Below are 22,938 nucleotides of genomic sequence, written 5' to 3'. Positions count from 1 at the left end.
CCCGGTGGCCGGTCACTCGGGGGGGGGGGGGGCGGGCCCCGGGCCCGGTGTGCGTGCTTTGGGGGGGGGGCCCCGCGGGCGGGCCCCCCACCACCTCGCTGCACCACATCGCCGCACCACCACGACGCACCACCTCGCCGCACCACCACGACGCACCACCTCGCCGCACCACCACGACGTAAGACACCCCGTACCACAGAGGACTTCACATGACCCTGACCGCCGACCAGGCCACGGCCCCACCCGCCCGGCAGGTGCTGCCTGCCGAAGAGCGGTACGCCGCCGAGCTCGCGTTCCTCGCCGCCCATGACGACGGACCCCGCCCGCCCTGTTGGGCGTTGACCCCGCGCGCCGTGGTCACCTTCATATGCGGCAGCGGCGGTGAGACCCTGGAGTTGCCGAAATCTCGCCGTGCCGAAGGCGAGCTGCCCGCCCGGCTGGCGATCGCCCCCAAGTTCGTCGGCGAACGCGCCCTGGTGGAACGGTGCGTGGTCACCCTCGCCGGTGAGCGCGGCCTACTGCTCGTCGGCGAGCCCGGCACCGCCAAGTCGATGCTCTCCGAGCTGCTGGCCGCCGCGGTCTGCGGCACCAGCGCCCTCACCGTCCAGGGCACCGCCGGCACCACCGAGGACGCCTTCCGCTACGGCTGGAACTACGCCCTGCTGCTCGCCCAGGGGCCGACGCCGCAGGCGCTGGTCGCCTCGCCCGTGCTCACCGCGATGCGGACGGGGCGGGTCGCCCGGGTCGAGGAGATCACCCGGTGCCTGCCCGAGGTGCAGGACGCCCTGGTGTCGATCCTGTCCGACCGGCGGCTCAGCGTGCCCGAACTCGCGGGTACCGCCGACGCGTTGGTCGCGGCCACCCCCGGTTTCACCGTCATCGCCACCGCCAACCTGCGCGACCGGGGCGTCTCGGAGATGTCGGCAGCCCTCAAGCGACGCTTCAACTTCGAGACCGTCCACCCCATCGCCGACGCCGACGCCGAGACCTCCCTGGTACGCGGTCAGGCAACAGCCGCCGTGAAGCGGGCCGGTGCCGCCTTCGTCGTGGACGACGCCGTGCTGGAGGCACTGGTCACCGTCTTCCGCGACCTGCGCTCAGGCCGGTCCGCCGAGGGCTGGGACGTGGAGCGGCCGGGCACGGTGATGTCCACCGCCGAGGCGGTGCAGGTCGCCGCCTCGCTCGCCGTGGCCACTGCTTACCTGCCCGGTGGCGATGTCCTCGACCTGGTGCCGGGACACCTCCTCGGGGTCGTCCGCAAGGACGACCCGGCCGACCACGGCCGACTGCTCGGCTACTGGGACGGCCCGGTGCGGCGCCGCGCCGAGGACGGCTCCGCCCTGTGGCGCCGTCTCTGGGACCTCCGGGAGAACCTGCGTTGACGATCCATCAGTCCACAATCACCGCCGTGGCCCATGAGCCCGGTGACGCGACCACCGGTGACACCGACCCCCGGGACGCCGTGGCCGCCCTCGCGGGCTCCGTAGGTCCGTACCTCCTCGGCGTGCGCCACCACAGCCCCGCACTGGCCGCCGCGGTCCCGGCCCTGCTGGACGCCGCAGGCGTCGAGGTGGTCTGCGTCGAGCTGCCGGCGGACTTCCAGCCGTGGCTGCCGTATCTCGCCGATCCGGACACGGTCGCGCCGGTGGCGCTTGCCGGGATCGGTGAGGGCGGGCGGCTGGGCTTCTACCCGTTCGCCGACTTCTCGCCGGAGCTGGCCGCCATCCGCTGGGCCCGCGAGCACGGGGCAGAGGTTCTCTGCTGCGACCTCCCGCTGTCGGACCCCGGCTGGTCCGCGACCGATGCGGCCCAGCAGGACACGGCGGTGCCGGACCGGGCGGCCCGCTCCGGGACCGCCTTCGCCGACGGGCTCGCCACAGCCGGAACCGGCCGCGACGGGGACGACCTGTGGGACCGCGCGGTGGAGGTGCTGGCCCCCGGCTGCGGGCCCGAGTCGCTACGGCGGGCAGCGCTCGGCGTGGGCTGGGCGCTGCGCCAGGACGCGCGGGCCCGCGGCGGCGTACCGGCAACAGACCTGGCCCGCGAGGCGTATATGCGCCATGTGATCGCGCGAGCCGGCGCCGGGGGTCGGCGGCTCGCCGCGGTGGTCGGTGCCTTCCACGCCCCGGCACTGGCTGGACCTGCCGCGGTCCGGCTCGACACGGACGGTGTCGGCTGTCCGGCGTCCGACGAAGGCGGTCGGCGCGGAGATCCGGGAGATGTCGGGGGCTCCACCGCGGGCCTCGCGGTGCCGCGCGGGACCGGGCCGGATCCTGCCGGGTGCGATGCGGTGCCCGGCGGCACCGCGCCCGGGCACGCCGTTGCCGAGGGCCGTGCTCCCGCCGCGCCCGGAACCGGCGGGACCGCAGAGACCGGACCGGACAACGGGCGGGCGCAGGCGGTGGGTTCGGCCGTGGCGGTGGCGGACGCCACCCCTGCGCCCGTCACCTCGCTGGTCCCGTACTCCTTCGACCTGCTCGACTCCCGCTCGGGCTACCCCGCCGGCATCCGGGACCCGCGCTGGCAGCAGGCCGTGTTCACCGCCGGGGGCGACCCCGACCGGGTGCGGACTGCCGCCGCCCGCGCGATCACCGGCCTGTGCCGGGAACTGCGCGCGGCCGGGCACACCGCGGGCACCGGCGAGGCCGCCGAGGCCCTGCGGCTGGCCTGTGACCTGGCCCGGCTGCGCTCCCTGCCCGCGCCGGGCCGCGGCGAGTTGCTGGAAGCCGTGACGACCGTGCTCAGCCAGGGCGAACCGCTCGGCCGGGGCCGGGCACTGGCTCGTGCCCTGGAGGTGGTCCTGGTCGGCGCCGACCGCGGCAGGACCGCTCCCGGCACGCCGCGTTCCGGGCTCGGCCCGTCCGTGGAGACCGAACTCTCCGCGCTGCGCCTGCCCTGTCCGGACAAACCCGAGCCCCGGGAGGTCCGCCTCGACCCGCTCCGCTCCGACCTCGACCGCCGCCGCGAGATCCTGCTCCAGCGACTGCTGGCCTGCGGCGCCGGATACGGCGAGCAGGTCGAGGTGACCGGTACCGGGGACTCGACCGCGCTCACCACCCGGTGGCGGCTCTCCTGGACCCCGGCCGTGCCCGCACGGCTGGACCTGGCGGGCGTCCGCGGTGTGACCGCCGCCCAGGCCGCCGCCGGAACGCTGCGCGACGCCTTCCGCCGCGACTGCGCCGACGGCGGAGCCACCTGCGCGCAGATCATCCACGGCCTGCACGCGGCGGCCCAGTGCGACCTTCCTGACCTTGTCGCCGACCGCCTCGGCGATGCCGCCGACGTCCTGCCCGCCGGCGCCACCCTCCCTGAACTGCTGCAGGCAATGGACCTGCTGGAGGCGCTGCGCCGTCAGCACCTGCCCGGCACCACCCCGACGGGGCGGGAGCGGGCCGTCGCACTGGCCGGCACTCTGCTGGAGGCCGCCGTCCGTGCGCTGCCCGGTCTGGCCGGCAGTGACGAGCCGGACGATGCCGCCGCCCTCGTCGCCCTCGTCACCCGGGCAGGCGAGCACCTTCTGGGCCTGAGGCTGGACGGCGCTCTGGGCACGCTCGCGCGTACCGGCTCCCCGCTCGTCCAGGGAACCGCCTTGGCGGCCAGGGTCCTGCTGGACCTGGACGGTCCCGACACTCTTGGCGCCCGCGCAGCCGGGTGGGTCGACGCCGCAACCGGCCCCGACGGGCGCCACCGTATGTCCCGTCTGCTCACCGGCCTCCTCACCGCGGCGGGCCCGCTGCTCCAATCGGCCCCGGCCGCCCTCGGCCCGCTGCTGGACCGGATCGACGATCTCACCGACCAGGGCTTCCTCGATCGGCTGCCGGCGTTGCGCGGCGGATTCGACACCCTTGCCCCGGCCGCCCGCGACCGGCTGCTGCACACCGTCACCGAACGCCTCGGCGACCGGCTCGATTTGACACTGACCGCGGCCCCGGAGCTGCTCGCCCTGTGGACTGCTGCGGACACCGCAGGGCTCGCCGCCCTGCGCGCCCTGCGGATCCCCCTTCCGGACTCCCTCACGGATTCCCTGGCGGAGTCCCTCGCGGCCACGGCATCCGGTCAGCCGGTGTCCGGCGGCGTGGGGGACGCCTGCGCCGCACCCCCGCCGCACCATGGTTCGGCCGCCGGGACGGCAGCGGAACCGGCAACAGGCGACACGGCAGCGCCCCCTATTCCAGCGGGTCCGGCCACCAAGAAGGCGACAACCTCCCCGGCGGCGCCGCGCCGCCTCGACCCGGCCGACCGATGGCGGCTGCTCCTCGGACGGCAGACCGAGCGGCTGCCCGACGGCGCACGCCGCTATGCACACGCCCTCGACGAGCTGTACGGCGCAGGCCGAGGCGAGGGCGCCGCCGACATCGGGCGCGGACCCGATGGCAACGCCGGCGGACAGGAAGGCTCCTTCCCCACCGCCCGGGAGTGGGCCGAGGAACTCGACGCCCTGTTCGGCGCGGAGGTCCGCGAGGAGGTCCTCGGCCGGGCAGTCGACACCGGCCGTACCGACGTCCTCGCCGAACTCGACCCTGCCTCGGTGCGCCCCTCCGTCGAACTGCTGACGTCCGTCCTCTCCCTGGCCGGAGGCATGCCGGAACAGCAGCTGGCCCGGCTCCGGCCGCTGGTCCGCCGCCTGGTCGACGAGCTGGCAAGGGAGTTGGCAACCCGCCTGCGTCCCGCCCTGACCGGGCTGGCCACACCACGCCCGACCCGCCGCCCCGGCGGCCGGCTCGACCTGCCCCGCACCTTGCGGGCCAACCTCGCCCACACGCGCCGCCTCGACGACGGCCGGACCGTCGTCGTGCCGGAGCGGCCGGTGTTCAGCACCCGTTCCCGCCGCGAGGCCGACTGGCGGCTGATCCTCGTGGTCGACGTGTCCGGCTCCATGGAGGCGTCCGTCGTCTGGTCCGCGCTGACCGCCGCCGTGCTGGGCGGGGTACCCACCCTCTCCACGCACTTCCTCGCCTTCTCAACCCAGGTGATCGACCTGACGGACCGGGTCGCCGACCCGCTGTCGCTGCTGCTGGAGGTGCGCGTGGGCGGGGGAACCCACATCGCCGCCGGACTGGCGCATGCCCGCTCGCTGGTGACCGTACCGAGCCGCACCCTCGTAGTGGTCGTCAGCGACTTCGAGGAGGGCTACCCGCTCGGCGGTCTGCTCGGCGAGGTCCGCGCCCTGGCCACGTCCGGCGTCCACCTCATGGGCTGCGCCGCCCTGGACGACACCGGGACCCCCCGGTACTCGGTGCCCGTCGCCCAGCAACTCGTCGCGGCCGGCATGCCCGTGGCCGCCCTCAGCCCCCTCGCCCTCGCCCGCTGGGTGGGCGACCGCCTGCGCGGAGAACCCCGATGACACCTCCCACCATGACCACTCCACTCCCTCCGGTGGCCCCGGACGTGACCGCCGCCGCCGTGGAGAACCTCAGTGCCCGGCTGCGCAAGAGGCTGGACGCGGCGATCGAGCTGTACGCCGCTGCCCCCGCCACCGCCGACGGCGACACGGTCAGCATCAGCTGCGGCGAGGACGCCGTGGTCACTCTGGCACCGGGACCGTCCGGCACAGTCACCGACGCGGACCAGGCACGCTGCACCTGCCTGCTCGCCCCCCGCTGCCTGCACCGCGCGGCCGTCCTCGGCGCCTGCCCGGTCGCCGACCCCGACACCACACCGGCGCCGACCGCTCCTCCGGATGACGGTTCATCAGACCGGGGCGTGGCAGCAGACCGAGGCGTGGCATCGGGCCACACCCCGGCTCCGTACGCACCGGCGGGCAACCCGTCCGCGTCCCGGGCGGGCGCCGGCACCGTGCCTGCCGATCCTGGGAACGCAGGGCCCACCATGGCCCAAGTGGCCGCCGCAGCCGGGCTGTGGTCGGCCGCCGCGGCCGCGCTCGCTGCCGGGGTCCCCGCCGCGGGTGCGGTGCCGCAGGCCGATCTGCTGCGCGCCGCCCACACCGCCCGGCTGGCCGGACTGCACCGGGCCGAGGCCGCCGCGCTGCGCGTCGTCCGCGGGCTGCGCAGCGCCCGCGCCCGGCACGACAGCCACCGCCTGGCCGACCTGGTCTCCGCGCTGCGCGAACTGCTGCTCACCACGGGGCTGCTGGCAGCGTCCGAGCCCGACCCGGCCCTGATCGGCACGGCCCGCCGCGGCTACCAGCCGGGCGGCAGTCTCCGGGTCCACGGGGTCTGCCGCGAACCGGTGATCAGCGCCACCGGGTACGGCGGCGTCGTTACCCACCTCCTCGCCGAGGACGGCCGGTGGTTTTCGGTCGCCGACGTCAAGCCGGGCGGCCCCGCCCGCGCCCGCGGAGCAGCCACCGCCACCGTCGCCCTCGGCGCGGCCACCCTCGACCACGCCCAACTCGCCCGCGGCGGCCTGCTGGTCACCGGGGCAACCGTCTCACCGGACGGCCGCCTGGGTTCCGGCCGCGGCGTACGGGCCACCCCGCTTGCGGGCCTGCCCTGGTCCTCCGGGCCGATGACCGCCCTGTTCGCCCGCCCGTTGGCCGAAGCAGTCGCCGCGCTGCTGTCCGCATCGCCCGGCGACGGCCCGGAGCGGGCGGAGGCGGTCGGGCAACTCGTCGGCTGCGACATGGTGGTGGCCGGAGCCGCAGGCGATCACCTCCTCGCGCACGAGTTGCAACCTGGTCAGGAGCAGGCTCCTTCCATGGACGGCTCACCGGCCGCGCCGACCGGTCCCCTGATCCGGCTGGTGCCCGCCAGCGGGCACCCCGATCTCGCCCACACGGCCAACCTCCAGCAGCTCGCCTGCCGCCCCGGACTCCGGATACGCGTGCTCGGACGGCTCGACCCGGACCGGGCCACGACCCTGCGCCCGCTCGCCGTCGGCCCGGTGCCGTACGCCGAGGCGACCCTGCGCCTGCCCGCTGGCTGGCTGGACCGTGCCGATCTCGGATACGACCGCCTCCAGGGCTCGCATCTCCCGCCGCGCGAGGCGTGTCCTGCCATGCCCGCACTCGCGCATACCCTGCCCGAGCCGATGGCCGACGCCCCTCTGTGGCGGTTTCGCCACCTGGTGGAACTGGCCGTCGCCGGAGGCCGCCGGCCGGTCGGCGAGTTCGCACGCAGCGGTGGCACCGTCGGGGGTGACGGCTTCGCGCCGCTGCGCCGCGCGGGCTTCCAGGCCGCCGCCGAGTTGGCCGCCCAGCTCGCTGCCGAGGCGGACCGCCGTGGCCGGGACGTCTTCGGCCGACTCACCGACCCCGACACCGACCGCTACGCCTGGGCGTGGCTCGGCACGGCCGTACACCTCGCGGCGACCGAACGCGCACTGGTGCGGGCCTCCTGGCACACCGTTGGCTGACCGGGCCCAGCCGCACCGGCCCGCGTCACCCGCGATGGGCGAACGTCGGTAACACCCCGGAACACCCTGCGCCGTGCCCGGCCGCCCCCAAGCGGGTGGCCGGGCGCCGGCGATGCCTCGCAAAGGTCGGGTGGAAATGACAGTTGACCCGTGGCCGGTCGGCGAACCTCCGTACCCGGCTACGTAGTTCCACCGATGCTTCCGACAAGGACCGATCGAGAGGCTCGGCCCGGAATGGATGCCCGGTCGGCGGCGTGGGTTAGAGTCTCGCTCTACCCCCTGATGCACCGCACGTCCACACAGCCGGGGGAGCCTTCTTGGGGGATACGAAGATGCGGACCGAACACGTGGACCTGCCCGGATACGAGGTCGTCGAGGTCCTCGGTCAGGGCGGGTTCGCCACCGTGTACCGCGCGCGCCAGCTCGCCGTGGGCCGGGAGGTCGCGCTCAAGATAGACAGCCGTGTGCTGTCCTCCGCCCGAGACCGGCAACGGTTCATGCGCGAGGTCACCGCGGCCGGACAGCTGTCGGGCCACCCGCATGTGGTCGCGGTGTACGACGCCGGTGTACTCACCGACGGCCGCCCGTACATGGTGCTGGAACTGTGCCCGGGCGGTTCTCTGGGCGACCGGCTCCACCGACAAGGTCCGTTTCCTGTGCAGGAGGCGCGAGATGCCGGCGTGCGCATCGCCGACGCGTTGGCCGCGGCGCACACCGCCGGAGTGCTGCACCGGGACATCAAGCCGGGCAACATCATGATCAACCAGTACGGCGGGGTCGCTCTCGCTGACTTCGGGCTCGCGGCCATGCCGCGCCCGGGGCACGAACTGTCGGTGACGAGGGAAGCGCTGACCCCCGCGTACGCCCCGCCGGAGGCATTCCTCCTGACCGATCCGACGCCGGCTGGGGACGTGTACTCGCTCAGCGCGACCATCTACGCACTTGTGCTCGGCCGACCGCCCCACTTCCCCGAAGAGGGCAGCCTCAGCATCGCGGAACTCATCACGCGGCACGGCCTGCCCATACCCGACCTGCCGGGCGCACCCCCTGCGCTGAGCGAAGTCCTCAGGCAGGCCATGGCCCCGGACCCCGCTCACCGCCTGCCGAGCGCCGAGGCATTGCGGGACGCCCTTTCCGGCCTCGACCTCCACAACACCACGGCGCCCGCCGCCCCGTACATTCAGTCCACCCCGGCGAGCGGGAATCTCCCGCTGCCGCAGGCGGCACAGGGTTTTCCGTCTCTGCGTTCAGGACGTGGCGCGGAGACGCAGCCCGCCGTGACTGCGGGCCGAGGGAGGAAGCGTCTCCGCCTGCGGTTGGTCGTCCCGGTCCTGGCACTGGTCGCGGCCGCTTTCGGCACGGCCGGAGTGCTGGCCTACCAGAACCAACAGTCGACCAATGGGCCCACTTCGTCGTCTCGCACATCCACAGCAGGCCCGACTTCCGAAGGCCAGAAATCGTCCGCCAAGACCGTTTTCAAGGTGTCGACGACCACCAAGGACTGCCCGGCGGCATCGGTGGAGGGTGTGAACGGCCGCTGCACCACAACCGCCGAGTGCTGGGGCGGCATGGTCGTCATAACCGGAATCGTCAGCGTCAACCGCTCGGACTGCACGGTTGAGCACCCGTGGGAGACGTTTGCCATCGCCCCGCTGCCCTCGGACGGAACGACCATCAACCAGCAGGAACTGGCGAACCACCCGGACGTGCGCAAGCTCTGCTCACGCGACGTCATGACGAAGTCCCGGCTGGGCAAAGCACTGAAGATCGCCCCCACCGGGTGGACTGTCGATGTGCTCCCGCCCTCGCAGGCGGAATACACCGACGGTCTACGCGTATTCCGCTGTGTCGCCACGGTCACCGGAGAACAGTCGTCCGGCACCTACTTCCGGCCCCGATCCAGCACAATGCCTTAACAGACCAGTCGACGGCCGCCTCCTCGGCACCGGCGGTGTCCTGCAACTCCCGTAGGGGGATGGCCAGGTTGACGATCGCCTGCGTGTCGGCGCGGATCGCGCGTACTTTCACACGCGATCCGCGCACGGCTGCAGCGCAGGGTATTCAGCTCACGTCCCTGCAGCCGGATGGCACGCGGGCCGGGATCAGGTCAGAACGCTGGGACGTCTGCTCCCGGGTCAGAAGCCGGGGTCGGAGAAACCGGGATCCGTGAAACCGGGGTCGGAGAAACCCGGGTCGGAGAAACCCGGGTCCGTGAAGCCGGGGTCGGAGAAACCCGGATCCGTGAAGCCCGGATCCGTGAAGCCCGGATCCGTGAAGCCCGGGTCCGTGAAGCCGGGGTCGGAGAAACCCGGATCCGTGAAGCCCGGATCCGTGATCGGGTCCGTGAAGCCGGGGTCGGAAAAGCCCGGGTCCGTGAAGCCCGGATCCGTGACGCCCGGATCCGTGATCGGGTCCATGAAGCCCGGGTCGGAGAAACCCGGGTCCGTGATCGGGTCCGGCACAACCGGGTCCGTGATCGGGTCGGGCACCACAGGATCCGGCACCACCGGGTCGGGCACCACAGGATCCGGCACCACAGGATCCGGCACCACCGGGTCGGGCACCACAGGATCCGGCACCACAGGATCCGGCACCACAGGATCCGTGATCGGGTCCGGCACCACCGGGTCCGTGATCGGGTCCGTGATCGGGTCCGGCACCACCGGGTCAGGCGGCGCCGGAGGGTTCTCCGGCGCCGGGTCGACGGGTGGCAGCGGGTCCGGCTCCGGGGCCGGCGGGCCGACGAGGCCCTGGTTGCCCAGCTCGTGAATGACCGCCCCGTTCACCGCCGGAGTCAGAGTGTTGGCGATGAGTGCCTGGCCGAGGTCGTTGGGGTGGTACGAACCCTGCACGTTGAGGAAGTCGAGGCCGTTCAGGCCCTCCTGCGGTGAGAACAGCTCGTGCCCGGACAGCGCCTGAGACACATCCGCGTACGTGACGTTGGCACCGGTCTGCTGCGCCGCCAGTTGGGTCGCTTGCTGATTCAGCGAGTTGATGGTCGACCCGAACTCATTGACCAGCTGGGCCTCGCGGTTGCTGATCAGCAGCTCGCTCACGGGCGAGGGAGAGCCGCCGGGGATGGTGTCGGGCATGACCTTCGGGTAGCCGAGGGTGACGATCGTGGCGCCCGGAGCGGCCCGGGAGGCGATGTCCTGGTACACCGCCGCCTGCGCCTCGAGGTACGTCCCGTCCTGCAGCGGTCCCATCAGGCCGGGAAATTTCTGCTCCGTGGTCGACTCCCTGGAAGTGACCACGGTCTGCGCCAGGTTGCCGAACCCCGCGTCGTTGCCGCCGACGCCGACGATCACGATGTTGGCGCCGTTGACCGCGTCGATCTGAGGCGAATGCTCGAAATCCGTACCCGGCCGTACCGTCTCGTACAACGAGGCGCGGGTCGCTCCCGAGACCGGGACGAACGTCACGTCAAACGTCACATTGGGATTCTCCTGCGCGATCTTGTCGATGGCCCGGAGAGTTGGGGCGGACGCGGACTGATGAGCAGGGTCGATCTGATTCAGGACCGAGCCTTCGGCTCCTGTCACCTGTACGGTCTTGTATGTGCCCGCCGAAGCACCCTCGCCACTGGTGTATGAGTCACCGACCACGGTGATGCGGACGTGCCCCGGGTCGCCGGGCGCTGCATTGGCTGTGCCGGCGAGCGACCCGAGCAGGGCGGAGACTCCGATCGCCTGGCCGCTGACGATCGCTGCGCGACGCACGACCGGGTTGTGGCGTTTCGGTCGGGCATGACGCCCATGACGTTTGGTCACAGAACAGACCTCTCCTGGGGGGTTGGCATGAATTGGGAGCCTCGGGGAAAGCGGTCGGCCCGGGCTCACGCAGAGTCTCTTCTGCCAACCAGGCCCTTAGCATTGGGGAAGACCCCACAACTTCGACTGCCGCCGACGCCGTCCGGCTCGTCGTCATCCACTCGTCGTCATCCACTCGCCGTCACAGGCCGCTCGTGGCCTGGAAGCCTGCCGATGCCCTGCTGATCCGTGGGACCTCGGCCGGTTTGAAGGCGGTGCTCCGGGAGCCGCCCGAGCTCGTGCCGACCGCGCCTCGGCGACATTGGGGATTGCCAGTGGCAAAGCCCCCCGCACAGGCTCCAGGCCCCGTTCACACCCTTGTTGACCCAGCTTGGCCCGCCCGGCTCATCCAGAACGGCTCGAAGGCCGAGCGTCTGGTCTGGGCAGCGCCTGCAGGAGAACTCGAACCGGAAGCCCGCAAGCTGGGCCATACCTACGGTGAGGCGGGCACGCCCGGGCGGCTCCATGGGTGGCACATGTGTGCGGCTGCTCCGCGAGGAGACGGAGCCGGAGCCGTCGCGGAATCAGTGGTCGACGGAGGCATGGTGGAGGATGCGAGCCAGGGCGGCGCGGGAGGAGACGTCGAGTTTGCGGTAGATCCGGGACAGGTGGGTCTCCACCGTCCTGGGGCTGAGGAAGAGCTGTTCCCCGATCTCCCGCGAGCGTCTGCCCGCAGCCGCTAGTTGGGCGATCTCACGCTCCCGTTCGGTGAGTAGGCCCAGCTCCGCCGGCCCCATGGCGGCCGCTGAGGAGCGGGACGACCCGCGCGTCCCGAGCTTGCCCCGTACGCGTACCCCCTGCTCCCTGACGCGCAGTGCCCCGCACGTCCGGGACACGAACATCGCTGTGTCCAGCCATTGCAATGCGGTCGCCGGGCCGTGCACTGCCTCGGCCGAGCGGGCTCCGGTCACCAGAGTCCAGGCGTGCTGCACCGGCATCCCGGCGAGCCGGAAAGCCTCCGACGACTGCTCGAACAGCTTGGCCGCAGCGTCGTGCTCGCCGTCCGATACATGGAGGAGGGCCCGCGCCTGGTGGACGTACGCCTGCTGGACGGGCAGTCCCAGCTGCTCCGCCGCCGCGTCCGCGTGCCGGGCCCAGCGGCGGGCGGCGCCGACGTCGCAGCATTGGAGCGCCGCCGTCGACAGCATGGCCAGCAGCGAGGGGCGGAACGGCCGCTGGAGCAGCGGAAGGTTCTCACCACCCCCTTGCTCCAGCAAGGTCCGCAGGCAGCCGGAGGGGTCGCTGTTCATCAGCTGTATCTGGGCCAGCAGTCCGGCCGCGGAGCTCACACACCAGTTCCGGCCGGGCAAGGTATTGCGGGCGCCCTGCTCGGCGAGTGCGACGATCTCGGCTGCTTCCCGTCGTCCTCGGGCCCACATCATCGCGGAGGCACGCATGGTCATGGCCAGCCCCACCGCGTCATCCGCCCCGATCGCGCGGGCGAGGCCTTCCGCCTCCCGTGCCCGGTGCTCGGCCCGGTCCAGTCGCCCGGTCCACTGGTCGAGAGTGGAGAGCCACAGTTGATGATGCATCATGATGCGCTGCTGCGCGCCGCCACTGGCGATCGTCAGTCCCCGGCGCAGATGCCGGGACGCGTCCGAGAAGCGCTCCATGTAGAGCTCGGAGCAACCGAGCATGGCGAGCAGTTCCGGGGGACGTGCCACCCTGGCGTCCGGCAGGGCGTCGACCAGCCCGGCCAACTGTGTGGCTTCGGGTGCGGCTGCGGTCAGGTCTCCGCGGTAGGCGTCGCCGCATGCCGCGAGGACCCGAAGCTCCATGTGTGCGGCATCGTCGGTCTTCGCTGCTGCCCGCACAGCCTCGCGGACCGTCGGGCGTGCCCGCTGGTAGGTTCCGCGCAGAAGGTGCACCAGTCCGTACTGAAAGGCCAGTTCTGCAGCCTGGGCGGGCAGGGGCCGCGGCAGCCGATCGAGGGCGGTACGTGCCAAGGCCTCTGATTCTTCGTACCGGCCGAGCAGCCGCTCAATCCCGGCGCAGACAGCGTACGTACTCAACCGCAGGTCCGCGGGGAGGTTCGAGGGGTCGCGCAGCAACTCATGGGCGAGGGCGCGGGCTTCCTCGAGACGTCCGGCGGCGGACAGGGCGCGACAGCAGGCGAGCATCAGTGTGGTGCGTGGCGGGCCGTTGCGGGCCTGGCCCGGCAGGGCGTGCAGCGCCAGGCGCAGCCACCGGGCCGCGGTACCGGGGTTTTCGGCAATGACCTCTGCCGCGCCCTCGGCCAGTACGTTCAGGGCCGCGGTGCTGTCCGCGCCCAGGACATGTTCGGCGTGCCGGGCCCGCGCTGCGGCGGAGGCACCGCGTCGGGTGAACAACTCCAGCGCCCGGCGGTGGGCCGAAAGCCGGACGCAAGGCTCCGCACGCTCATGGGCGACATGGCGCAGCACGCGGTCACGGAAGACGAACTGCCCGCCGCACGCCAGCGGTCGCACCACGTCGCCGCGGCTGAGCTCGGCCAGGGCAACCAATGTGCGGTCCAGACCGAGTCCGGAAACCTCCGCGACGTCCGCAGGGCAGAACAGGTCGCCAAGAACGGCCGCCGCGTCTGCGGCCGTGGCTGCGTCCGGAGTGAGCGCATCCAGTTCTGCGGTCAGCCCCGCCACCTCGCGCAGCAGCCCGTCCCTGTCGGCACCAGGGCGTTCCGGGTACCCGTCGGGCTGCCACCCCGCGGCCACGAGAATCCGGACACTGCGAGGGGTGCCCTCGGAAGCGTCATACAACGGCCCGGCGTACGCGCTGGAGTCGAGCCGCCCATTCGAGCCGCCGCCACCCGCCAAGGCCTCACCGCTGGACACCATGCCCGGCAAGGCGGAAGAGCCCACGCCCACCCGCCAGCTTTCGAGCAGCGTGGCCACCGCGCCGGGGTCCAGCGGAGCCAGTTCGATGCGCACCACGGATCCGGTCTGCGCACCGCAGTCCAGTGCCTCAAGCAGCGCGGCGGGGGTCTGCCGGGGGCGGTGTGCCATGGCGAGGAGGAAGGGACCGGGCACGGGGGTGCGGATGAGCTGGGCGGCGAGAGCCGCCGACTCCTCGTCGCACAGGTGGAAGTCGTCCAGCAGCAGCAGGCCTCCTTCCCCCTCTGCTGCCCAGTCCGCAAGAAGGGTTCGAGTGGCGTGGAACAGCGATCCGTTGACGGCCAACGGCCGCTGAGGGGGTGGAGTCGCGCCGAGACCATCGGCGGTAGCCGGAAACCGGCAGAGGCCTGACCTGTCCCCCCAAGCGTCCCGGAACACCTGGAACGGGGCAGTGCCCCGGCGCGTGGCATGGGCTCGCGCCACCCGAACTCCGCGCCTCTCGGCCAGCTCCGCCAGAACACCCAACAGCCGGGTCTTGCCGATGCCAGGATCTCCCGCGATCTCCAGCACAGCGCCCCGCGTGGACCCGAGGGCCTCCACCATCCCCGCGAGCCGGGCCGTCTCCGTTTCCCGCCCGACCAGGGGGCCATCGGTCCCCAGTGACGGCACGGCGAACATTGTTCTCCTTCTGAGTTCTCCACTGCGGAACGAATCACGCGCAACGGGCTGCCTTACGGCGGCACCCTGGGAACGCCGCAGCCCTGAACACGCAAGGCCTCCTGTAAGCGCATACATATCCTTGATGGCAGTTCACTCGGGCCGCAAGGGCGCAGGCATCAAGCTTTAGCAAAGGAGGAATATCTGGAATTTCAGATTCCACTGAGTGACCGCACGCCAAAATGAGCCCCTGAGGCAAGGGCGAGAGAGGCGACTGTCGCCGCGTCGCAGCCGCAACTGCCGCGCCGAGCCACCGTCACGATCACCGCCACCGACGGCATCGCCAACGCTTCCTTGGAGCAGCTGATCCGCGACGCCTACCGCATACGCAACGCGGAAATCCCCGGAGACCACCAACGCGGCCCAGGCACCCTCCACCTCTTCAAGGACAGGCCATGAGGAGCTTCGAACAGGGTTCCTGCGTCTGGCCACGGACCACGAGATCGCTGCCTGGGCGCCACGGGGCGCCCTGCGCCGCAGCCTGGCGGAAACTGAAAGCACGGAGCCGTAAGGAGGAGACATGAGCGAGAGCTCCATGGGCGACGAGGTCTACCAGCCGGACGGGTCCGAGGTACAGGACGACGCCGGGCTGCTGGACGCCGAGGACACGCTCGATAATCCCGCGCTGCAGATCCTCTCTGACGGGTACTCCCCGCCGGAGAGGCCGTGGGCCGTGGAGCGGGTAGGCACCACTGCAGCGGAGCAGCGCCGGGGCGAGAGCCTTGATGAGCGGCTGGCCGAGGAGGCACCGGACGTCACTGTTCCCACGGGCGATGGGCTGGGGGACGCCTGGGACACCGACGGCGAGCTGATCGACGACGAGGTCGGGGCGGACCGCGCCGGCCGTCTTGTGGCCCCTGACGAGGGGGCCCACTCCGACCAGGAGAAGGACCTGATCGCCAGCGATGTCGGCATTGACGGCGCCGCCTCGGCGGAGGAGGCGGCGATGCATCTGATCCCGGAATCCGAGCAGTCCTGATCCGCCCATGGCTGCGGGGGGCAGGGCCGCTCGGCGGCCCCCTCAGGACATCCGGCGGTCAGTCCCTGGAGGCCCGGGGACGCGTATCCGTGATGAGGAGACGTTCGACGGGATCGTGGTGCCGACCCAGCGGCACATCCACAACTGCCAGTGACCTCATCCTGGCTGACGGTGTCGGGCCGGACTTCACGGTCGCCTGCTACGCGCAGCAAATCCGTGCAGCGATCGCGGCGGCCACCGACAGCGGCAGCTGACCTTGCCGCTCGGCGTCACACCGGGTGCAGGACCAACTGCTCAGCGACGCGTCGCCGGCGCTCGCCTGCTGCCCGGCCCGAGCCTCGGCACTTGCCAGGCTTGCGCCTGTACCTCGCGGCAAGGACAGGTTCAACCCTGGGAATGCCGTGTCCCTCACTGACAGGCGTGGTCACCGCGAGCGACAATCGCCGAGGCAGGCTGGTTGCTGATGCCCCTGACGTGGAGCCATTCATGACCACACCGCGAGACCTGTTGATCGTCACCATGGACATGGCGTCCGGTAGCCCTCCGGAGCGAGGCGATCTGTCGCTTGCGCTCGCGGGAGCCGAGGCGATCGACCTCCTGGGCGCGGAAGCCATCAGACTGGACGGCGATCACATCGTGCCGGGCAACGGGCAAGCAATAGCTGATCGCCTGTTGGATGAGGCCGCGTCGTCGCTTGCCCGGCAAGCTCCGTACGAGTCGGTCGGCGACTGGCTGTGGCGCAGGGGCCGCGGTCTGTCCGCGGCCTATCTGGCCGCGCTTGAGGCGGAAGGGCAGCTCACTCGACAACGACGCCACCGCTGGATGCTGTTCGGGACCAGCCGGATGGTGCTGGCCGATTCGCCGGCCCGTCGCCTGGCGGCGGACCGCTGGACATCGGATGAGCCCATCCTCGCCGCCCTTGCGGCGGCCGTCGGGGTCGGCGACGAGCGGGCCGAAGACTCCCCCAGCGTGGCCGACGACGCGGTGGCGACAGTGCTCGCCGCCGTCAATGATGCATTGACGGAACTGGCGGTCGAACGGCAACGGCGATCCATCGACGGGGCGGCCTTCGACAACATTTGGCGAGGCGAATAACGGGCGCACGCGCGGGGGGCCGAGTGGGCCCCGCAGAGGCTTCGAGCGGCTGTGGGCCAGGCAGACTCTCGGCGCTCAAGGTCAGGAGCCCGCGCTCCTGACCTTTGCGTAGTGCCCCAGAAAACGCACCCGGCCACCCTCCACGCGGTACAGGAACTGGCCGCTCTCCGGCGGCATCACCCGGGTGAGCGGTTCGAAGGCGATCGTCTTCGCCAGTCCCTTGTACGAGAGCTCCCGCAGTCTGCGCACCATCGCACCGCGCTCCACACCGCCCTTGCCCAGCGCGCCCATACCCTGGGCGACGAGAAACAGCGCGTCGTACGCCTCAACTGCGTACCGATCCACCTGCATCACCCCGAAGCGCTGCTTGAACTCCGCGGCAAAGTGTTCGGCTCCCGGCTGCTTAGCCGCGTCGACAAAGGCCGTGGAGAAGAGCCAGCCCTCGGCCGCCGTGCCGGCCTCGGTCAAAAACGCCGGCTCCAGCACGGCTCCGGTTGCCATCGGGGCGCCTTTGAATCCCACCTCCTTGAGCGCTCGCGCGCAGAGCGCGGCCCGGTGTGGTGAGGTGCCGGCGAAGACGACGCCCTGGGCGCGGGCGGCCGTCAAAGCAGCCACGGCCGGCCCGAAGTCGTCACTCGCCGCCGCCACTTGATGCACCGTGGTGACGCCCTCGGACGGGGGCGTTGCCTGGATCCTGTTGGCCAGCTCCCAGCCCGCCTTCCCGGCCGCCAGATCCTCGACTATCGCCGTGCGGTCCGCCTTCGTCACCACGGTGAGGTAGTGGACCATGGCCAGGGTGAGAACGCTGCTGTCCGGACTCAGCTGGAAGAAAGCGCGATTGGTGGCGCTCGAGACACGGTCTGTGCTGACGGAGACTGTCAGCACAGGCAGCAGCGCCTTCTGGTACTGAGCCGCAACGGCCTCCGCGGCGCCGACCGAGGAGGGGCCGATGACCGCCTGCACCGCGCGGTCCGCGACGAGTTGGGCGGCGGCGGCCCGGGCCCGGGTCGGCTCTCCGCCGTCGTCGAGGACCTTGAGGGTCAGCTCGAAAGGCCGGTCCTTACGGGCGTTGAACTTCTCGACCGCAAGACGCGCGCCGCGTTCCTGGGCCCGGCCCACCGCCTTGCCACCGCCGCTCAGATCCGCCTGCAGGCCGACGGTGTGACGCGGCAGCGGGCCGGAGGAGACCTGTCCTCCGTCTCCGCCCCGGTCGGGGCGGCTCGCCAGATAAACCGCGATGCCTCCGCCGATCGCGGCCGTTGTCGCCACCGAGCCGCCAAGCGCAAGGAATCGGCGGCGACTGGGAGCCGCCGCGACGCGGTTGTGCGTCCGCGTCGGCTCCTGCGGCTCGGGGTCGGGCAGTTCGAGAACCCTCGCCGAGCGCTCCGCGATCAGCCGGGGCAGCTCGGACGGCAGCCACTCGCCGGGCCGGCTGCCGGAACCGGCCAGCTCGGCCCGTATGCCGTCAGCGGTCGGCCGTGTATCGGGGTCCTTGGCCAGACAGGCGGTCACGAGCGACAGCAACGGGCCGGGTACGTCGTCGAGTTCGGGCTCCTCATGCACCGTGCGGAACAACACGGCCGCCGGAGTGCCGGTGCCGAAGGGGCGGCGGCCGCTCGCCGCGTACGCAAGGACACAACCCAGCGAGAAGGTGTCACTGGGCGGGCCGATCTCACCCGCCCGGCCGGCCTGGGCCTGCTCCGGCGAGAGGTAGCCGGGCGAGCCGATCACCATGTCGGTGGCGGTCAGCGCGGTCGCGCCGACCGCCCGGGCGATGCCGAAGTCGATCAGCCGGGGTCCGTCCAGCGCGAGCAGCACATTGCCCGGCTTCACATCCCGGTGCACCAGGCCCGCGGCATGCACCTCGACGAGCGCCTCGGCCAGCCGTTCGCCCAGGACGCGCACACTCGGCTCCGGCAGGGGCCCGTACCGGGACACCGCCTCCGAAAGCGAGGGTCCGGGGACGAACGCTGTGGCCAGCCAGGGCTCATCGGCCTGCGGGTCGGCGGCGGCGACCGTGGTCGTCCAGCGGCCCGAGATACGGCTCGCCGCCCGCGCCTCCCGTTCGAAACGCGCCCGGAAGACGGGGTCGGCCGCGTGCTCGGCGCGGATCACCTTCAACGCGACCAGCGCGCCGCCCGACGAGCGCGCGAGATACACCACTCCCATGCCGCCCGCGCCGAGCCGGCCGAGCAGCCGATGGCCCGCGATACCGGGCGGATCACCCGCAGTGAGCGGCTGCATTGACAGTCACCAGGTCGAGGGCGCGGGGCCGACATGGCGGAAGGCGCCGTCCTCCACCCGGTGGTAGAAGACGCCCCCCGCCTTGAAGCGCCCGTCCTCGGGCCGGAAGGCGTACGGCTTGGTGATGCCCCGGTAGCTGCTCCTGCGCAGCAGCCCGATGAGAGTCTTGCGGTCAGGCACGCTCCGCTGCTGCTTGTGGTGTGCGACCAGTTGCTCAATAACGAGGTTGACGACGTCGTACGCCTCCGCCGCGAAGTAGCCGGGGGCGGCTTTGTACCGCTTGCGGAAGGCGGCGGTGAACGCCTTCGCCGCGGGCACGGCGGTGGGGTCGACGAAGGACGCGGCGAGCATCCAGCCTTCTGCGGCCTCCCCCGCCGATTCCACGAACCGCGAGTCCAGCACTGCTTGCGGGGCGATGCGCGGTCCGGTGAAGCCGGCCGCCGCCAGATCCCGGGCGAACCGGCCCGCCCCCTCCGCGTAGCCGCAGTAACTGAAGGAGTCCACACCGGCCTTGAGCATGTCGGCGATCACGGGCTTGAAGTCCTCGATGTTCGCGGGCACGACCCGGGGATAGGGGACGCGCCCGAAGGCGCGCATGCCGTAGTTGGCGATGGTGACTGATTCCCAGGCGTACTGGCCCGCTGTCCGGTCCTGGAGCAGGCCGGGGCGGGCCGACTTGTGTTCGGCCGCCGGATAGAGACCGAGGGGCACCGAGACCATCGCGTCTCCGGGCCGGGCCGCCAGAAAAGAACGGTTGTCCGCCTTCGGCAGATCCATCGCGCCCGGCGAGACGGCGATCAGCGGCAGCAGCGCCTCGTCATAGGCGGGCAGTACCGCCCGGGCCGTCTCATCACCGGTCGGGCCGATCACGGCGAGCACCCTGCGGTCTGCGGTGAACTGCTTGGCGACGGCCGGGGCGCGCGCGGGGCTGCCACCGTCGTCGAGCGCCTTGAGCCCCAGGTTGAAGGGCTTGTCCGGGCGGGAGTTGAACTGCTCGACGGCGAGGCGGGCGCCCTGTTCCTGGGCGCGGCCGGCGGCCTTGCTCTCGCCGCTGAGATCGGCCTGTACACCGATGGTCCAGCCGCGGGCCTGCGCGGTGTTGTCCGCGGCGGGTGAGGAGTCGTCGCGCAGCGCTGCCCAGGCGCCCACACCGCCGCCCGCAAGGATGACGGCCCCTCCGGCGGTGAGCAGGAACTTCCGCCGGGAAGCGGACGCCTGACGTTCCGAACCTTCCGCGGCCGGTGCCTCGTCGCTCGCGGCATCGGCCCGGGTCGGCTCGATGTCGGGCAGCGCGAGCATCTCGGTGGAGCGCTCGGCGATCATCCGTACGACGTCGTCGGGCAGCCAGTCGACACTGTCCTCGGGTGCGTCTTCGACCAGGCGCTCGTCGAGTTCCGCGGCAGTCGGGCGCTCGGCCGGGTCCTTGGCAAGGCACTGGGCCAGCAGCCCGGCTGTCTCCTCGTCCACGCCGCCGAGATCGGGCTCGTCATGGACCGTGCGATACAGCAGCGCGTCGACCGCGCCCGCGCCGAACGGCGGCCGCCCGGTCGCCGCGTACGCCAACAGACAGCCAAGCGAGAAAATGTCGCTCGGCCCTCCCGTCTCCGCGCCGCGTGCCTCCGCCTGCTCGGGCGAGAGAAAGCCGGGCGTGCCGACGATCATGTCCGCCGACGTGATCGCCGTGTCGTCGGCGGAACGCGCGATGCCGAAGTCGATGAGCCTCGGGCCGTCCAGGGCGAGCAGCACATTGCCGGGCTTCACATCGCGGTGCACCAGGCCCGCGGCGTGCACCGCGCCGAGTGCCCCGGCGAGCATCTTGCCCAGCACCCGTACGCACCGCGGCGGCAACGGGCCGCAGGCCGCGACCGCCTCGGCGAGCGAGGGCCCGGGCACGAAAGCGGTGGCGAGCCAGGGAGAATCCGCGTCCGGGTCGGCACCGGTGACGGGCACCGCCCAGGGGCTGGTGACCCTCCGGGCGGCCTCGACCTCGCGGCGAAAGCGGGCGCGGAAGTCGGGCTCGGCGGCGTACTCGGCCTGGATGACCTTGACAGCCGCGAGCGCGCCCTGGTCCGTACGGCCAAGGTAGACGACGCCCATGCCGCCCTCGCCGAGCCGGGCAAGGAGACGATGGCCCGCGATGCGGGAAGGATCGGAAGGCAGTAGCTCACTTGTCATTGAGCGGCCTCCAGTTCCTTCTGAAGGCGGATCAGCATGGAGCTGACCGCGGCGCTCGTGGCCTCGTCCAGCTCCTCCTTTGTACGGCCCTTCGATCCCTTGCTCACGACCGCGACCGTCACCTGGCCGATGCGCGCCTGGTCCCAGTAGTAGGGGTGGGGGCCGCCGAGATCGTCGCTGTAGTACTCGCCCAACTCGCCGAGCGCGTCGTCGGCGTAGCGGTTGCCGCCGGCGCCGAACACCGTGCCCTGGGAAAGCAGATCGGTGATCTTCTCACTCCGGCTCAGCTGCTGCTGGGGACAGCGCAGCGCCTCCTCGAGGGTGCGGGCCAACTCCCAGTCGGCGCCGCTGACATCGCGGTGAACCGTCACGACGGCAGAGACGCGTAGGGGGCCTTTGCCGCCTTGGGCAGGGAGTTCGCTGCGGCGGGTGAGGCTGGCGAGCACGCCGGAAGGCAGCGGGGCCTGCTGCCAGAGGCAGTCCCCGTCAAGGACGGCCCATTCGGTCGGATGGCTTTCGTACGGCGCGCGTCTGACGAAGCCGGGGCCGAAGTGCTCGGGTCCGGCGGCCACAGTGCGGGCGAGACGCACACCGTCCGCGGCGGTCTTGGGGGCACGCCCAGGGTCGGGGGTGAAGTCCATCCCGGTGGGACTCGGTGTCACGCTGGGGCTCGGTTTCTGCTGCGCGGTCGTCGTCGGACTTGCCCTTTTGGCCGCCGGTTCCGGTGCGGAGGAGCAGCCGCTCCAGATCAGTCCGCCCGCCAGCACCGCACAGCAGGTCCGTAACGTTCTCGTGTAAGGCACGAAATCTCCCCCAGGTCGTGCGCCGATCCTACGACCTGGGCTGGTGACCCAACAGGCCTTCTCCATACGGCTGTTGATCTCTTCGTACCCGACACGTCACTCCACGCAAACAACATCCTGTGGGCATCGCCCCCGCTGCCCGGCGTGGTGCACGACATCCGCGCCGCTCGCAATCACGGCGTGATCGACGCCCCGGCTGGGGACGGTATCCGCTGCTGGGCCGACAAGGGCTACCAGCACGCCGGCGGCACCGTGCGGGTTCCCTACCGCGGCCACTGGGACAAGCTGTCCGCAGGCCAGCAGGCCGTCAACATCTCCCACGCCAAGATCCGTGCACTCGGCGAACGAGCCATGGCCACGCTCAAGAACTGGCGGCTGCTGCGCAAGCTGCGGTGCCGCACTACCCGCATCACCGGCCTCGTCCAAGCGGTCCTCACCCTCCACCTCAACGCCTCAAGCTGAGATTGGAAAAGGCTCACTGCCCCTGCCCAGCATTGTCTGCAGTCAAGTATGCGGAGGCTGCTGCGTCGATTTGTGGGGTGGTGCATGACACGCACAAGCGCTGCAGCCGCCTCAGGCCGCTTTCCGCCGGTTAGAGTTCGACGTCTGACGGAAACTCGCGCGGAACCAGCGAATGAGAGGGAGAGATAATGCCGCTCTATCTGACGAGGTTCAGCTACACGCCGGAGACCTGGGGCAGGCTGATTGGCAACCCAGAGGACCGCGGAAAGGCCGCTCAATCGTATGTCGAGTCGGTCGGTGGGAAGCTCCATGGGTTCTGGTATGCATTTGGCAGACACGATGGCTACACCCTGTGGGAAGCCCCCGACAACGTTTCCATGGCCGCGGTTGCGCTGGCGATTACTGGCGGCCGTGCGCTCAGCTCGTTGGAAACGACAGTCCTTCTGACCGTTGACGAAACAATGGACGCCCTGCGCAAGGCCGAGGAAATCCAGTACCGCGCGCCCGGCGCGTAGCGGCTCGCGCTCAAC

At 71.6% G+C, this 22,938-nt stretch carries 12 protein-coding genes and 1 pseudogene; 8 read left to right on the top strand and 5 right to left on the bottom strand.

Features of this window, described 5'->3' with window-relative positions; all coding sequences use genetic code 11:
- Positions 1 to 209 precede the first annotated feature (209 nt).
- The 4 genes from ACH492_RS27320 (at position 210) to ACH492_RS27305 (ending at position 9,230) form a co-directional block, all read left to right on the top strand.
- Positions 210 to 1,382: an AAA family ATPase gene (locus ACH492_RS27320; protein WP_398990325.1), complete on the top strand. Its 1,173-nt coding sequence runs from the start codon at positions 210 to 212 to the stop codon at positions 1,380 to 1,382.
- A 26-nt stretch (positions 1,383 to 1,408) separates the two neighbouring features.
- A complete protein-coding gene (locus tag ACH492_RS27315; RefSeq protein ID WP_398990324.1) occupies positions 1,409 to 5,344 on the top strand; it encodes a DUF5682 family protein in 3,936 nt (1,311 codons plus the stop codon).
- Between the two features lie 11 nt (positions 5,345 to 5,355).
- Positions 5,356 to 7,314, top strand: a complete 1,959-nt coding sequence (locus ACH492_RS27310) for a hypothetical protein (protein WP_398990323.1) — start codon at positions 5,356 to 5,358, stop codon at positions 7,312 to 7,314.
- Positions 7,315 to 7,646: 332 nt separating this feature from the next.
- A complete protein-coding gene (locus ACH492_RS27305; protein ID WP_398990322.1) occupies positions 7,647 to 9,230 on the top strand; it encodes a serine/threonine-protein kinase in 1,584 nt (527 codons plus the stop codon).
- 219 nt (positions 9,231 to 9,449) lie between these two features.
- Here the strand turns inward: ACH492_RS27305 and ACH492_RS27300 are convergent, their stop codons facing one another.
- Positions 9,450 to 11,033, bottom strand: coding sequence for a GDSL-type esterase/lipase family protein (locus ACH492_RS27300; RefSeq protein WP_398990321.1), 1,584 nt, complete (start codon positions 11,031 to 11,033; stop codon positions 9,450 to 9,452).
- Positions 11,034 to 11,647: 614 nt separating this feature from the next.
- On the bottom strand, positions 11,648 to 14,602 hold the full coding sequence (locus ACH492_RS27295; RefSeq protein ID WP_398990320.1) for a LuxR C-terminal-related transcriptional regulator: 2,955 nt from the start codon (positions 14,600 to 14,602) through the stop codon (positions 11,648 to 11,650).
- 568 nt (positions 14,603 to 15,170) lie between these two features.
- Here ACH492_RS27295 and ACH492_RS27290 point away from each other — a divergent pair.
- Together ACH492_RS27290 and ACH492_RS27285 are read left to right on the top strand one after the other, a co-directional pair.
- The gene (locus ACH492_RS27290; RefSeq protein ID WP_398990319.1) at positions 15,171 to 15,629 is read left to right on the top strand and encodes a DUF5709 domain-containing protein; all 459 of its coding nucleotides are present in this window, start codon (positions 15,171 to 15,173) and stop codon (positions 15,627 to 15,629) included.
- 486 nt (positions 15,630 to 16,115) lie between these two features.
- The gene (locus ACH492_RS27285; RefSeq protein WP_398990318.1) at positions 16,116 to 16,724 is read left to right on the top strand and encodes a GPP34 family phosphoprotein; all 609 of its coding nucleotides are present in this window, start codon (positions 16,116 to 16,118) and stop codon (positions 16,722 to 16,724) included.
- 81 nt (positions 16,725 to 16,805) lie between these two features.
- On the opposite strand, the gene ACH492_RS27280 is transcribed toward ACH492_RS27285, so the two are convergent.
- Genes ACH492_RS27280 through ACH492_RS27270 form a run of 3 tightly spaced genes read right to left on the bottom strand, consistent with a single transcriptional unit; the run spans position 16,806 to position 21,946 of the window.
- Positions 16,806 to 18,968: a bifunctional serine/threonine-protein kinase/ABC transporter substrate-binding protein gene (locus ACH492_RS27280; RefSeq protein WP_398990317.1), complete on the bottom strand. Its 2,163-nt coding sequence runs from the start codon at positions 18,966 to 18,968 to the stop codon at positions 16,806 to 16,808.
- A gap of 6 nt (positions 18,969 to 18,974) precedes the next feature.
- Positions 18,975 to 21,143: a bifunctional serine/threonine-protein kinase/ABC transporter substrate-binding protein gene (locus tag ACH492_RS27275; protein WP_398990316.1), complete on the bottom strand. Its 2,169-nt coding sequence runs from the start codon at positions 21,141 to 21,143 to the stop codon at positions 18,975 to 18,977.
- Complete coding sequence (locus tag ACH492_RS27270) at positions 21,140 to 21,946, bottom strand: hypothetical protein (RefSeq protein ID WP_398990315.1); 807 nt, start codon at positions 21,944 to 21,946, stop codon at positions 21,140 to 21,142. Before ACH492_RS27270 ends, ACH492_RS27275 begins: the two co-directional genes overlap by 4 nt.
- Positions 21,947 to 22,060: 114 nt before the next feature.
- Between ACH492_RS27270 and ACH492_RS27265 the strand changes: the two are divergent.
- Positions 22,061 to 22,408, top strand: a pseudogene (locus ACH492_RS27265) (transposase family protein); the annotation flags it as partial.
- 188 nt (positions 22,409 to 22,596) lie between these two features.
- A complete protein-coding gene (locus ACH492_RS27260; RefSeq protein ID WP_398990314.1) occupies positions 22,597 to 22,923 on the top strand; it encodes a GYD domain-containing protein in 327 nt (108 codons plus the stop codon).
- The last annotated feature ends 15 nt before the right edge of the window (positions 22,924 to 22,938 follow it).

Source organism: Streptomyces sp. NPDC019443 (assembly GCF_044389785.1).
In the GTDB taxonomy this organism is placed as follows: domain Bacteria; phylum Actinomycetota; class Actinomycetes; order Streptomycetales; family Streptomycetaceae; genus Streptomyces.
The sequence above is the reverse complement of the archived record's forward strand: the minus strand, read 5'-3'. Positions and strand labels throughout refer to the sequence as shown.

Bases quoted from the DNA above. Each gene is read 5' to 3' on its own strand.
- ACH492_RS27320 (WP_398990325.1), top strand. From the start codon at position 210: ATGACCCTGACCGCCGACCAGGCCACGGCCCCACCCGCCCGGCAGGTG.
- ACH492_RS27310 (WP_398990323.1), top strand. From the start codon at position 5,356: ATGACCACTCCACTCCCTCCGGTGGCCCCGGACGTGACCGCCGCCGCC.
- ACH492_RS27305 (WP_398990322.1), top strand. From the start codon at position 7,647: ATGCGGACCGAACACGTGGACCTGCCCGGATACGAGGTCGTCGAGGTC.
- ACH492_RS27290 (WP_398990319.1), top strand. From the start codon at position 15,171: ATGAGCGAGAGCTCCATGGGCGACGAGGTCTACCAGCCGGACGGGTCC.
- ACH492_RS27285 (WP_398990318.1), top strand. From the start codon at position 16,116: ATGACCACACCGCGAGACCTGTTGATCGTCACCATGGACATGGCGTCC.
- ACH492_RS27280 (WP_398990317.1), bottom strand. From the start codon at position 18,968: ATGCAGCCGCTCACTGCGGGTGATCCGCCCGGTATCGCGGGCCATCGG.
- ACH492_RS27275 (WP_398990316.1), bottom strand. From the start codon at position 21,143: ATGACAAGTGAGCTACTGCCTTCCGATCCTTCCCGCATCGCGGGCCAT.
- ACH492_RS27260 (WP_398990314.1), top strand. From the start codon at position 22,597: ATGCCGCTCTATCTGACGAGGTTCAGCTACACGCCGGAGACCTGGGGC.